Origin of the sequence: Citrobacter sp. MGH110 (assembly GCF_001037515.1) — a bacterium.
GTDB classification, from domain to species: Bacteria; Pseudomonadota; Gammaproteobacteria; order Enterobacterales; family Enterobacteriaceae; genus Citrobacter; species Citrobacter portucalensis.
Genome location: NZ_KQ089831.1, coordinates 311729 through 325369, shown reverse-complemented (window position 1 = coordinate 325369; position 13641 = coordinate 311729). Strand labels below are relative to the sequence as shown.

Sequence of the window (13641 nt, the reverse complement as noted above, 5' to 3'; positions counted from 1 at the left end):
TGATGACAACACAATCGAGTCCAGTTATTACCGATATGAAGGTCATCCCGGTGGCCGGTCATGACAGCATGCTGCTCAATATTGGCGGCGCGCATAACGCATACTTTACTCGTAATATCGTGGTGCTCACCGATAATGCCGGAAACACCGGTGTCGGTGAAGCGCCTGGTGGTGAAGTGATTTATCAGACGCTGGTGGATGCGATTCCGCAGGTGTTGGGCCAGGAAGTGGCGCGCCTGAATAAGGTGGTGCAGCAGGTGCATAAGGGCAACCAGGCCGCTGATTTTGACACCTTTGGCAAAGGCGCCTGGACCTTTGAACTACGGGTCAATGCGGTAGCGGCGCTGGAAGCCGCATTGCTCGACCTGCTGGGCAAGGCGCTCAACGTGCCGGTTTGTGAACTGTTAGGGCCGGGCAAGCAGCGCGATGCGGTCACCGTACTCGGCTATCTGTTCTACGTGGGCGATCGCACAAAGACCGATTTACCGTATCTGGAAAGTACGCCGGGAAACCATGAGTGGTATCACCTGCGTCATCAGCAAGCGATGAACAGTGAGGCAGTGGTACGTCTGGCTCAGGCTTCGCAGGATCGCTACGGCTTTAAAGATTTCAAACTCAAAGGTGGTGTACTGCCTGGCGAGCAGGAAATCGACACCGCTCGTGCGCTGAAAAAATGCTTCCCGGATGCGCGTATTACGGTTGATCCCAACGGTGCCTGGCTGCTGGATGAAGCCATCTCCCTGTGTAAAGGGCTGAACGATGTTCTGACCTACGCCGAAGATCCATGCGGCGCTGAACAGGGTTTTTCTGGCCGTGAAGTGATGGCCGAGTTCCGCCGTGCAACCGGTCTGCCGGTAGCAACGAACATGATAGCTACCAACTGGCGTGAAATGGGCCATGCGGTGATGCTGAATTCAGTAGATATTCCGCTGGCCGATCCGCACTTCTGGACCCTTTCTGGCGCGGTACGCGTGGCACAGTTATGCGACGACTGGGGCCTGACCTGGGGCTGCCATTCTAACAATCATTTTGATATTTCCCTGGCGATGTTCACCCACGTTGGTGCGGCAGCACCGGGTAATCCAACGGCTATTGATACCCACTGGATCTGGCAGGAGGGCGATTGCCGCCTGACCAAAAATCCGCTGGAGATTAAAAACGGAAAAATTGCGGTACCCGATGCGCCCGGTCTGGGCGTGGAACTGGACTGGGATCAGGTACAGAAAGCGCATGAAGCCTATAAGGCGCTGCCCGGCGGCGCGCGTAATGACGCAGGCCCAATGCAGTATCTGATCCCCGGATGGACTTTTGACCGTAAACGTCCCGTTTTCGGCCGCCACTAATTTTGAATAAGGACTTAATTATGAGCGCACAATTTTCTACCCCATTGGTTACCTCTATGCAGGTTATTCCGGTTGCGGGTCATGACAGCATGCTGATGAACCTGAGCGGCGCACATGCTCCGTTCTTCACGCGCAATATTGTGATTATTAAAGATAACTCCGGTCATACCGGCGTGGGTGAAATTCCCGGCGGCGAAAAAATCCGCAAAACGCTGGAAGATGCGATCCCGCTGGTGGTAGGCAAAACGTTAGGTGAATACAAAAATGTGCTGAATGCAGTACGCAATACTTTTGCCGATCGTGATGCGGGCGGTCGCGGTTTGCAGACCTTCGATTTACGTACCACTATTCATGTGGTTACAGGGATCGAAGCGGCGATGTTGGATCTGTTAGGTCAGCATTTGGGCGTAAACGTCGCCTCTTTGCTGGGGGATGGCCAGCAGCGTAGCGAAGTTGAAATGTTGGGTTATCTGTTCTTCGTGGGTAACCGTAAGGCAACGCCGCTGCCGTACCAGAGTCAGCCGGATGAGAAATGCGACTGGTATCGTCTGCGTCATGAAGAAGCGATGACCCCGGATGCGGTAGTGCGCCTGGCGGAAGCCGCGTATGAGAAGTATGGTTTCAACGACTTTAAACTGAAAGGCGGCGTGCTGGCCGGGGAAGAGGAAGCAGAATCTATCGTTGCGCTGGCGAAGCGCTTCCCGCAGGCCCGCGTCACGCTGGATCCGAACGGCGCGTGGTCGCTAAATGAAGCGATTAAGATCGGCAAATATCTGAAGGAGTCTCTGGCCTATGCGGAAGATCCATGCGGTGCCGAGCAGGGTTTCTCCGGTCGTGAAGTGATGGCGGAGTTCCGCCGCGCCACCGGTCTGCCGACCGCCACCAATATGATCGCCACCGACTGGCGTCAGATGGGGCATACGCTGTCGTTGCAGTCTGTGGATATCCCACTGGCGGACCCGCACTTCTGGACCATGCAGGGTTCTGTCCGTGTGGCGCAGATGTGCCATGAGTTCGGGCTGACCTGGGGATCGCACTCTAACAACCACTTTGATATTTCGCTGGCGATGTTTACGCATGTCGCGGCGGCGGCTCCGGGTAAAATAACCGCTATCGACACCCACTGGATCTGGCAGGAAGGCAACCAGCGCTTGACCAAAGAGCCGTTTGAAATCAAAGGCGGCATGGTGCAGGTTCCGGCAAAACCAGGTCTGGGCGTGGAGCTGGATATGGATCAGGTCATGAAAGCGCATGAGCTGTACCAGCAACATGGACTGGGGGCGCGTGATGATGCGATGGGAATGCAGTATCTGATCCCGAACTGGACGTTTGATAATAAGCGTCCGTGCATGGTACGCTAAGCGAACTGGGACCGCTCCCATAAAGTGAGCGGTTTTTCTCCTGGTGTATGCTTAACACAGTCAACATGCGTAAGGATGCTTTATGAAAATAGTAATCGCACCGGATTCCTATAAGGAAAGTTTGAGTGCGCTTGAAGTGGCAACGGCTATTGAGCAGGGGTTTCGTGAGATCTGGCCCGATGCGGATTACGTGAAGATCCCAGTCGCGGACGGCGGTGAAGGAACGGTCGAAGCGATGGTTGCCGCAACGCAAGGTCACCTTGTGCATGTTGATGTTACCGGCCCTTTGGGCAACACAATTCAGGCATTTTATGGTTTATCTGGTGATGAGCGCTCGGCGTTTATCGAAATGGCGGCCGCCAGCGGACTGGAACAAGTTCCTGCGAGGCTACGCGATCCGCTGAAAACCACCTCCTGGGGAACCGGGGAGCTAATCCGTCATGCGCTGGATGCGGGCGTTGAGCATATCATCATTGGGATTGGCGGTAGCGCCACCAATGATGGCGGTTCCGGGATGGTGCAAGCGCTGGGAGCAAAATTGCTGGATGCGCAAAATAACGAAATTGCGCAAGGCGGAATCGGTCTGGAATCTCTGTCCCGGATTGATATTTCTCAGTTAGACAGCCGTCTTGCCGGGTGCCGTATTGAAGTGGCTTGCGATGTGACCAACCCGTTGACTGGAAAAGAGGGCGCATCTGCGGTTTTTGGTCCGCAAAAAGGGGCTACGCCGGAGATGATTACCCGCCTGGATCGGGCGCTCACGCACTATGCGCGACTTATTGCCCGCGATCTGGACGTCAACGTGCTGGATCTGGCCGGTGGTGGTGCGGCTGGTGGTATGGGGGCGGCGCTGTATGCGTTTTGCGGCGCACAGTTACGCTGCGGTATTGAGATAGTGACCGATGCGTTACACCTTGATGCCTGCGTTGCGGATGCGGATTTAGTGGTCACAGGTGAAGGGCGCATGGATAGTCAGACTATTCACGGTAAGGTTCCGGTTGGCGTGGCGAAGGTCGCAAAGCGTTACAACAAGCCGGTTATCGGTATCGCAGGTAGCCTGACGGCCGATGTGGGGGGCGTACACGAGCATGGGCTGGATGCGGTTTTCAGCGTCATCTACTCCATTTGTACCCTGGATGAGGCGCTGAAGAACGCGAGCGACAACGTACGAATGACGGCGCGAAACGTAGCCGCAACGCTTAAAGCAGGGCAGCAATTACGCTGAGTTGTAGGTCGTATAAGGCGTTTACGCCGGATTTGGCGATGTGCCCGATGCGCGACGCTTATCGGGCCTACGGTAAACAGCGAAGCCTGTAGACCGGATAAGGCGTTTACTGCCCGATGCGCGACGCTTATCGGCTCTACGGTAAACAGTGAAACCTGTAGGCCGGATAAGGCGTTTACTGCCCGATGCGCGACGCTTATCGGGCCTACGGCAAACAGCGAAGCCTGTAGGCTGGATAAGGCGTTTACTGCCCGATGCACGACGCTTATCGGCTCTACGGTAAGCAGCGAAACCTGTAGGCCGGATAAGGCGTTTACGCCGCATCCGGCGAATATCACCCCAATATCCGTTTCGCTTCGCGCGCAACGTTGTCCATTTCATCCAGAAGCTCTAAAAATTCAGGTTCCAGCTCTTCTTCTTTGGTTCCACTGCGTAGCTGTTGTTCAATGAGCTGACACAGGTTTTTCATGCGGGGGACACCACTATAGCCGCAACTGCCGTGCAGCTTGTGAATCATATCCACCAGCCCTTCGGGGTTCTCTCCGACCAGTTGCTCTTCGATTTTGTTACGCACCTCAGGCAGAAAATCGATCAGCATTTGCAGCATATCTCGCGCCAAATCGTTCTTACCCGCGGCTTGCCTTAATGCCAGTTGCCAGTCGAGCGTCGTGTTCGGATTGACGACCGGCTCAAGAGGTTCTGCGGTGAGCGCCCGCATCGATGTGCTTGCGCCCGGTTTGTAACGTAACAGCAGATTATGCAGCTTATCTTCCTCGATAGGCTTCGCCAGGTAATCGTTCATCCCGGCGCTGAGCAGCTTCTCTTTCTGCCCGGCCATGGCGTGTGCGGTGACCGCAATGACCGGTGTCTGCTGTTGATGAGGAAGCTGGTGGATTAGTTCGCAGGCACGAATACCGTCCATGTCTGGCATCTGAATATCCATCAGGATCAGGTCAAACGGCATTTGTCTGGCGCGATCCACCGCCTGATGCCCGCTGTCACACAGCACGACGTGCTGTACCTTATCTTCCAGCAATGCGCCAATCAGCTTGAGGTTCGCCGGGTTGTCGTCTACCGCCATGACGGTCATCGCAATTTTGCTTTCATCTATCAGCAGCGGATCCGCGCTGTGGTTCAGCTGACAATACTCTGTCAGCGCGGGCAGTAAGCGGGTTGAGGTGAGAGGTTTCAACAGACACGCCGCTGCGCCGCCCTGTTTCAATTTCTCAGCGTTAATTTGTGCATGACAAGGCAAGGCTAGCAACAGGAAGTCGGACATCGCTGCTGCGCTTGCCAGCCGCTCATGCTGCATGGTGAGTGGTTCGCGCAAAGTGACCGGAATGCCCAGCAACAGAATGTCGTAGTGCTCCGCTGGCAACCCGGAGAACGAAGGGCTGTAAATCACCTCCAGCGGTGTTTCACTCAAGATATCTAACGTGCATTGTGCGGCGGTGGCGTTAGGTTCGACGTAGGCCAGTCGTTTACCGGCAAGGCATCGGGTTGTCGAACGATCAATAAGCACGTTAGGGTTGAGATCGAGGCTGATATGGAACCAGAACGTGGAACCCCGATTAGGTTGGCTGTGGAAGGAGATATCCCCACCCATTTCGTTGACCAGTTTTTGCGTAATGACCAGACCTAGCCCGGTTCCGCCATGACGCCGGGAAATACTGGCATCCGCCTGACGGAAAGCCTGGAACAGACGGGATTGATCGCGCTCAGGAATACCGATCCCGGTATCGCGGATTTGTACTTCAATTTGCACTTTCGTGTTACTAAGGGCTCGCTTCTCGACCAGAATGTCGATGTTGCCGCCTTCGGTAAATTTGATGGCGTTGCCGACCAGATTGGTGATCACCTGCTGTAAACGCAGCGGGTCACCGATGACGTTGTCCGGTACGTCATTCTTAATATTCAGCGTCAGCTCAAGCCCTTTATCATGGGATGAATGCGCTAACAGCGTAACGACGTCATCCAGCGTGCTGCGCAGCGGGAACGGAATGCTTTCCAGAATCAGCTTGCCCGCCTCAAGTTTGGAGAAGTCGAGTACATCATTGATGATGGCCAGCAGATTGTTAGCCGAGCGTTCAATGGTATTCAGGTGATCGCGCTGTGTGGTGTTGAGTTCGGTTTTTAGCGTCAGACGGGTGAAGCCAATCACGCCATTCAGCGGTGTTCGCAGCTCGTGGGACATGTTTGCCAGAAACTCAGACTTAATACGTGCCGCTTCCTGGGCGCGTTTCTTCGCCAGATCCAGCTCGACGTTCTGGATTTCCATCTGCTCCAGCGTTTCGCGCAGGTCAGAGGTGGCCTGATCGATGTTGTGCTGCATCTCTTCATGGTAGGCCGCGAGAGACATCGCCATCGAGTTGATACCATTTTTGAGCATATCCAGCTCGCCCAGCATGAAACCTTCCACGCGGCTGTCGAGCTGTCCTCTACGTATTCGGTCAACGGTATTCACCATATTGCGAATCGGGCCGGTCACGTCGCGCATTAGACGCCAGCCGAAAATTAACGCAATACCAATACAAAACAGCATCATTACGCTGGAGATAAAGATCTCTTTGTACTGCTGCAATCGTACGGACTTAAGGTCCAGCTCAAGCGCCACATACCCCAGCATATTTTTGGTGTTTTTGGCGTCGCTTACGGCGGATTCATCCGGTGAATAGCTTTCCGATATAATAGGGGTTCGCAGGATCATGATATCCCCGTGCCGGGTGACGCTCAGCTTCCGGGGAAACGGTGAACCTGTCGCCAACTGCATTTCAGACGGATCGAGATGAAAATTAGAAGTGACGAAAAGTCGGTTATTTTCGTCATAAACAGAAATAGCCCGCACGATATCGGAATGGCGACGATGCAGCACGCTGATAAGCTGGCCGATGGATTCCCTGTTTTGCAGGTTCATGCCATATTCGCTGGAGACCGCGAGTGGTTCAATGATGCTGGCACCAGCATCTTCCAGTTGACGCTGCAAGTCGTTATAGCGATGCACAACAAAAAAGATACTGAGCAACAAACCTATCAGGACGGTCGGGGCCAGGATCAGAATCATCATGCGTGCGCGCAGGCTGTAGTTGGTCATGGAGTTCCGTTATGGGACAATTAGGGTCACACTGTTAAATAGAGAAATATCTCGTCGATGGCGCAATTCTACTCTGCAAAACGACGCGTGACGACGCGTCAGATCATAACCGTTACCGTCAATGACCTCGATCCTTTTGGTCAGGGCGTCGCTCGCCATAACGGAAAGGCGTTGTTTATACCGGAATTGCTACCCCAGGAAAGCGCCGAGGTGGTGATTACCGAAGATAAAAAACAGTTTGCCCGCGCGCAAGTAAAACGACGTTTAAACGACAGCCCACAGCGTGAAGTGCCACGTTGCCCGCATTTTGGCGTGTGCGGCGGTTGCCAGCAGCAGCATGCCAGCATCTCATTGCAGCAGCGTAGCAAAAGCGCAGCGTTGTCGCGTTTAATGAAATGTGAGGTGTCGGATGTTATAGCTGATGCCCCGTGGGGCTATCGTCGTCGCGCACGTTTGAGTCTGAACTATCGGCCAAAAGAACAAAAATTGCAGATGGGGTTTCGCAAATCCGGTTCCAGCGACATTATCGATGTCAAACAATGCCCTATTTTGGTGCCCCAGCTTGAGGCGTTATTGCCCCATCTCAGAGCGTGTCTGGAAAGTCTGCAAGGGTTACGCCATCTTGGCCATGTCGAACTGGTGCAGGCGGGAAGCGGAACCCTGATGATTTTGCGCCACACGGCGCCATTGAGTGCTGCGGATAAAGAAAAACTGGAATGCTTTTCGCATTCTCAGGGGCTGTCTTTGTTTCTGGCCCCGCAAAGCGAGATACTGGAATCAATATCAGAAGAATCGCCCTGGTATGATTCAAATGGACTACGGTTAACCTTCAGCCCGCGCGATTTTATTCAGGTCAATGAAGGGGTAAACCAACAAATGGTCGCCCGTGCGCTGGAATGGCTTGATGTGCAACCTGAAGATCGTGTACTCGATCTGTTCTGTGGCATGGGAAATTTTACCCTACCGCTGGCAACTCGGGCAGCAAGCGTGGTTGGCGTAGAAGGTGTTCCTGCGTTGGTGGAAAAAGGCCGAGAAAACGCGCTGAATAACGGATTACACAATGTGACATTCTTTCATGAAAACCTTGAGGAAGATGTTACCCGACAGCCGTGGGCGAAAAACGGATTCGACAAAGTATTGCTCGATCCTGCGCGTGCGGGGGCTGCAGGTGTGATGCAACATATTATAAAATTAGAACCTATACGCGTTGTTTATGTATCCTGTAACCCAGCAACGCTGGCTCGTGACAGCGATGCTTTGCTCAACGCTGGATACGCCATACGGCGACTGGCGATGCTCGATATGTTTCCGCACACTGGACACCTGGAATCAATGGTCCTGTTTGAGCGTTTGTAATGAATTTTGTACCCATTGGATTTCGGGTTGTAATGCAGCATGAAAGACAATGGGTAGGGCTTGTCGACTTCGACAGGCCTGGCCCCTTAAGGAGAGGACAATGGTTGCGGTAAGAAGTGCACATATAAATAAAGCTGGTGAGTTTGATCCAAAGAAATGGATCGCGAGTCTGGGGATCTCCAGCCAGCAGTCGTGTGAACGCTTAGCCGAAACCTGGGCGTACTGCCTCCAGCAGACACAGGGGCATCCGGATGCGGATCTGCTGCTGTGGCGTGGCGTGGAGATGGTAGAAATTCTCTCTATGTTGAGCATGGATATCGACACGCTGCGTGCAGCAATGCTGTTCCCTCTGGCTGATGCCAATGTGGTCAGTGAAGACATCCTGCGCGAGAGCGTGGGCAAATCCATTGTTCATCTTATCCACGGTGTGCGTGATATGGCGGCAATACGCCAGCTTAAAGCCACGCATACCGATTCAGTTTCTTCCGAGCAGGTCGATAACGTCCGTCGCATGCTGCTGGCAATGGTGGATGACTTCCGCTGTGTGGTCATCAAGCTGGCAGAGCGGATTGCCCATCTGCGTGAAGTGAAAGATGCGCCGGAAGATGAACGCGTTCTGGCGGCAAAAGAGTGCACCAATATCTATGCACCGCTGGCCAACCGTTTGGGAATCGGGCAATTAAAATGGGAGCTGGAAGATTATTGCTTCCGTTATCTGCACCCGGCTGAATACAAACGCATTGCCAAGCTGCTGCATGAACGTCGTATCGACAGGGAACATTACATTGATGAGTTCGTCGGTCATTTGCGCTCAGAGATGAAAACGGAAGGCGTCAAAGCCGAAGTGTATGGACGTCCGAAGCATATCTACAGCATCTGGCGCAAAATGCAGAAAAAGCAGTTGGCCTTCGATGAACTGTTCGATGTACGCGCAGTGCGTATCGTGGCAGAGCGTTTACAGGACTGCTATGCCGCACTCGGGATAGTACATACTCACTATCGCCATCTGCCGGATGAGTTCGATGATTACGTTGCTAATCCGAAACCCAATGGCTACCAGTCAATCCATACGGTTGTACTGGGGCCGGGCGGGAAAACCATCGAAATTCAGATCCGTACCAAACAGATGCACGAAGATGCCGAACTGGGCGTCGCGGCGCACTGGAAGTACAAGGAGGGCACCGCTTCAGGCGCGGCGCGTTCTGGTCATGAAGATCGCATTGCGTGGCTGCGTAAGCTGATTGCCTGGCAGGAAGAGATGGCGGATTCCGGTGAAATGCTGGATGAAGTCCGTAGCCAGGTCTTTGATGACCGCGTGTACGTCTTTACGCCAAAAGGGGACGTTGTAGACTTACCTGCGGGCTCCACGCCGCTCGATTTTGCTTACCACATTCATAGCGATGTGGGGCATCGATGCATTGGCGCGAAAATTGGTGGGCGCATCGTACCGTTTACCTACCAGCTGCAGATGGGCGATCAAATTGAAATTATCACCCAGAAACAGCCAAACCCAAGCCGCGACTGGCTGAATCCTAACCTTGGCTACGTAACCACCAGTCGTGGGCGTTCGAAGATCCACGCCTGGTTCCGTAAACAGGACCGCGACAAAAACATCCTTGCTGGTCGCCAGATCCTCGACGATGAGCTGGCGCATTTAGGTATCAGCCTGAAAGAGGCGGAAAAACACCTGCTACCGCGCTACAGCTTCAATGAGCTGGACGAGTTGCTGGCGGCGATTGGCGGAGGAGACATCCGCCTCAACCAAATGGTGAACTTCCTGCAGGCGCAGTTTAATAAGCCAAGTGCTGCCGAACAGGATGCCGCCGCGCTGAAACAGCTTCAGCAGAAAACGCAGGCACCGCAGAGCCGTCGTAAAGACGACGGTCGTGTGGTGGTGGAAGGGGTAGGTAACCTGATGCACCACATCGCCCGCTGCTGCCAGCCGATTCCAGGCGATGAGATTGTCGGATTTATTACCCAGGGACGTGGTATTTCCGTGCACCGGGCGGATTGTGAACAGCTGGCTGAGCTGCGCTCCCATGCGCCGGAACGTATTGTTGATGCAGTCTGGGGCGAAAGCTACTCGGCAGGGTATTCGCTGGTGGTTCGCGTCCAGGCCAACGATCGCAGCGGTTTGTTACGTGATATCACCACGATTCTCGCCAACGAGAAGGTGAACGTGCTGGGAGTTGCCAGCCGAAGTGATACCAAACAACAGCTGGCCACCATCGATATGACCATCGAAATTTATAACCTGCAGGTGCTCGGGCGCGTGCTCGGCAAACTGAACCAGGTACCGGATGTGATCGACGCACGTCGCTTGCACGGTAATTAATGATTTTGTAGGCCGGATAACCTTGTAGGCCTGATAAGACGCGTTAGCGTTGCCATCAGGCATTGCTATGTTGCCGGATGTCGGCTATCGCCTTATCCGGTCTACTGTATTGAAATTTCAGGATATCCCAATGAATCAAATCGACCGACTGCTCGGTATTATGCAGCGCCTGCGCGACCCGGAAAACGGCTGTCCGTGGGACAAAGAGCAGACATTCTCCACTATTGCCCCTTACACCCTCGAAGAAACCTATGAAGTGCTGGACGCGATTGCGCGTGAAGACTTTGACGACCTGCGCGGAGAGCTGGGCGACCTGCTGTTCCAGGTGGTGTTTTACGCCCAGATGGCGCAGGAAGAAGGGCGCTTCAACTTCGATGATATTTGTGCTGCGATAAGCGATAAACTTGAACGCCGTCATCCACATGTTTTTGCTGATGTTTCTGCCAGTAACAGTACTGAGGTTTTGACCCGTTGGGAAAAAATCAAAAGTGAAGAACGCGCCCAGAAGGCACAGCATTCCGCACTCGACGATATTCCCCGCAGTTTACCGGCATTAATGCGCGCCCAAAAAATCCAGAAACGCTGCTCAAATGTTGGCTTCGACTGGAAAACGTTAGGACCGGTTGTCGACAAGGTTTACGAAGAGATCGACGAAGTCATGTTTGAGGCTAAGCAGGCTGTTGTCGACCAGGCTAAACTGGAGGAGGAAATGGGCGATCTGCTGTTTGCTACGGTTAATATGGCCCGGCATTTAGGCACTAAAGCAGAGACCGCATTGCAGAAAGCGAACGAGAAGTTTGAGCGGCGTTTTCGTGAAGTTGAGCGAATTGTGGCTTCGCGCGGTTTGGAAATGACTGGTGTTGATCTGGAAACTATGGAAGAAGTCTGGCAACAGGTAAAACGGCAGGAAATTGATCTCTAAGGGATTTCGTCGGTCAAGGGCGATTTGTGTGATTTTTTAAATAACAAGCGCTTGATTTACGTCAAAAACATTTACCCAAAAGAGGCTATTTTCTCTTCCCGTTATGTTGATGAAACACCTTGTATACTGCCTCTTCGAGTTATTCGAGTCGCAACAAGGCGGCGACTGAAAGAATCCCCAGGAACATAGAAATGCTATGTGACTGGGGTGAGTGAAGGAAGCCAACACCGGTGCGGCTTGAAGAACGAAGGAGAGGGGATAATGAAAGTTTGTGGCGCTCGTCATGTTCGGGTATACTACTTTCCCGTCTTGGTAATTCCATCGTTTCACCCTAACTTCTCAGGTCCAGCATGACAACGAACTATATTTTTGTGACCGGCGGGGTCGTATCCTCTCTGGGAAAAGGCATTGCCGCAGCCTCCCTGGCAGCCATTCTTGAAGCCCGTGGCCTCAATGTAACCATGATGAAACTGGATCCGTACATCAACGTCGATCCAGGTACTATGAGCCCAATCCAACACGGGGAAGTGTTCGTTACCGAAGACGGCGCTGAAACCGACCTGGACCTGGGTCACTATGAGCGTTTCATTCGTACCAAAATGAGCCGCCGCAACAACTTCACTACGGGTCGTATCTACTCCGACGTTCTGCGTAAAGAGCGCCGTGGCGACTACCTGGGCGCAACAGTTCAGGTTATCCCGCACATCACGAATGCCATTAAAGAGCGCGTTCTGGAAGGCGGTGAAGGTCATGATGTTGTTCTGGTCGAAATCGGCGGAACCGTTGGGGATATCGAATCTCTGCCGTTCCTTGAAGCGATTCGCCAGATGGCCGTAGAAATTGGCCGTGAGCACACGCTGTTTATGCATCTGACGCTGGTTCCGTACATGGCGGCGGCTGGTGAAGTCAAAACTAAACCGACTCAGCACTCTGTAAAAGAGCTGCTTTCTATCGGTATTCAGCCAGATATCCTGATTTGCCGCTCCGATCGCGCAGTTCCGGCTAATGAACGTGCAAAAATTGCATTGTTCTGTAACGTTCCGGAAAAAGCGGTGATTTCTCTGAAAGATGTCGATTCCATCTATAAAATCCCGGGCCTGTTGAAATCTCAGGGCCTTGACGATTATATTTGTAAACGATTCAGCTTGAACTGTCCGGAAGCTAATCTGTCAGAATGGGAACAGGTTATCTACGAAGAAGCGAATCCGGCAGGCGAAGTGACTATCGGTATGGTCGGCAAGTACATTGAACTGCCGGATGCCTATAAGTCAGTTATCGAAGCGCTGAAGCACGGTGGTCTGAAGAATCGTGTCACCGTCAACATCAAGCTGATCGATTCGCAAGATGTCGAAACGCGTGGCGTTGAGATCCTGAAAGGTCTTGATGCAATCCTGATCCCAGGCGGCTTCGGCTACCGTGGTGTTGAAGGTAAAATCGCGACGGCGCGCTTTGCGCGTGAGAACAATATTCCTTATCTGGGCATTTGCCTGGGTATGCAGGTTGCGTTGATTGAGTTTGCACGTAACGTAGTGGGTATGGATAACGCCAACTCCACGGAATTTGTGCCAGACTGTAAGTACCCGGTGGTGGCCCTGATTACCGAATGGCGCGATGAAGACGGCAACGTCGAAATCCGTACCGAGAAGAGCGATCTGGGCGGCACAATGCGCCTTGGCGCGCAGCAGTGTCAGTTGAGCGACGATAGCCTGGTTCGTCAACTGTACGGCGCGCCGACAATTGTTGAACGCCATCGCCACCGTTACGAAGTCAACAATATGCTGTTGAAACAGATTGAAGCTGCGGGTCTGCGTATTGCAGGCCGTTCCGGTGATGATCAGTTGGTCGAGATCATTGAGGTACCGAATCATCCGTGGTTCGTGGCCTGTCAGTTCCACCCGGAATTTACTTCCACGCCACGTGATGGGCACCCGCTGTTTGCCGGCTTTGTGAAAGCCGCCAGTGAACATCAGAAGCGTCAGGCGAAGTAAGAAGTAAATAAGTTAGAACG

At 53.2% G+C, this 13641-nt stretch carries 8 protein-coding genes; 7 read left to right on the top strand and 1 reads right to left on the bottom strand.

Translation table 11 applies throughout. The features are described 5' to 3' along the window. The first annotated feature begins 2 nt into the window (after window positions 1-2). The 3 genes from SK38_RS17640 to SK38_RS17630 all read left to right on the top strand — a co-directional run bounded on the left by SK38_RS17640 (window position 3) and on the right by SK38_RS17630 (window position 3929). Window positions 3-1343 (top strand): enolase C-terminal domain-like protein, encoded by a 1341-nt coding sequence (locus tag SK38_RS17640; RefSeq protein ID WP_048215648.1) that lies wholly within the window; start codon window positions 3-5, stop codon window positions 1341-1343. A 20-nt stretch (window positions 1344-1363) separates the two neighbouring features. Next, window positions 1364-2704: a glucarate dehydratase gene (gene gudD, locus SK38_RS17635; protein WP_048236686.1), complete on the top strand. Its 1341-nt coding sequence runs from the start codon at window positions 1364-1366 to the stop codon at window positions 2702-2704. Between the two features lie 82 nt (window positions 2705-2786). After that, a complete protein-coding gene (locus SK38_RS17630) occupies window positions 2787-3929 on the top strand; it encodes a glycerate kinase (protein WP_048236685.1) in 1143 nt (380 codons plus the stop codon). A 334-nt stretch (window positions 3930-4263) separates the two neighbouring features. Here the strand turns inward: SK38_RS17630 and barA are convergent, their stop codons facing one another. Next, the gene (gene barA / locus SK38_RS17625) at window positions 4264-7020 is read right to left on the bottom strand and encodes a two-component sensor histidine kinase BarA (RefSeq protein ID WP_048236684.1); all 2757 of its coding nucleotides are present in this window, start codon (window positions 7018-7020) and stop codon (window positions 4264-4266) included. Between the two features lie 57 nt (window positions 7021-7077). Here barA and rlmD point away from each other — a divergent pair, with 57 nt between their 5' ends. The 4 genes from rlmD (at window position 7078) to pyrG (ending at window position 13621) form a co-directional block, all read left to right on the top strand. Beyond that, window positions 7078-8376: a 23S rRNA (uracil(1939)-C(5))-methyltransferase RlmD gene (gene rlmD, locus SK38_RS17620; RefSeq protein ID WP_008785684.1), complete on the top strand. Its 1299-nt coding sequence runs from the start codon at window positions 7078-7080 to the stop codon at window positions 8374-8376. Between the two features lie 100 nt (window positions 8377-8476). Then, complete coding sequence (gene relA / locus SK38_RS17615; protein WP_003825690.1) at window positions 8477-10711, top strand: GTP diphosphokinase; 2235 nt, start codon at window positions 8477-8479, stop codon at window positions 10709-10711. Window positions 10712-10841: 130 nt separating this feature from the next. After that, window positions 10842-11633, top strand: coding sequence for a nucleoside triphosphate pyrophosphohydrolase (mazG, locus tag SK38_RS17610; RefSeq protein ID WP_003825693.1), 792 nt, complete (start codon window positions 10842-10844; stop codon window positions 11631-11633). A gap of 350 nt (window positions 11634-11983) precedes the next feature. After that, a complete protein-coding gene (gene pyrG, locus SK38_RS17605) occupies window positions 11984-13621 on the top strand; it encodes a glutamine hydrolyzing CTP synthase (protein ID WP_008785683.1) in 1638 nt (545 codons plus the stop codon). The last annotated feature ends 20 nt before the right edge of the window (window positions 13622-13641 follow it).

Excerpts from the sequence above, each read along its gene's own strand:
- SK38_RS17640 (WP_048215648.1), top strand. The coding sequence starts at position 3 with ATGACAACACAATCGAGTCCAGTTATTACCGATATGAAGGTCATCCCG.
- gudD (WP_048236686.1), top strand. The coding sequence starts at position 1,364 with ATGAGCGCACAATTTTCTACCCCATTGGTTACCTCTATGCAGGTTATT.
- pyrG (WP_008785683.1), top strand. The coding sequence starts at position 11,984 with ATGACAACGAACTATATTTTTGTGACCGGCGGGGTCGTATCCTCTCTG.
- SK38_RS17630 (WP_048236685.1), top strand. The coding sequence starts at position 2,787 with ATGAAAATAGTAATCGCACCGGATTCCTATAAGGAAAGTTTGAGTGCG.
- mazG (WP_003825693.1), top strand. The coding sequence starts at position 10,842 with ATGAATCAAATCGACCGACTGCTCGGTATTATGCAGCGCCTGCGCGAC.
- relA (WP_003825690.1), top strand. The coding sequence starts at position 8,477 with ATGGTTGCGGTAAGAAGTGCACATATAAATAAAGCTGGTGAGTTTGAT.
- rlmD (WP_008785684.1), top strand. The coding sequence starts at position 7,078 with ATGGCGCAATTCTACTCTGCAAAACGACGCGTGACGACGCGTCAGATC.
- barA (WP_048236684.1), bottom strand. The coding sequence starts at position 7,020 with ATGACCAACTACAGCCTGCGCGCACGCATGATGATTCTGATCCTGGCC.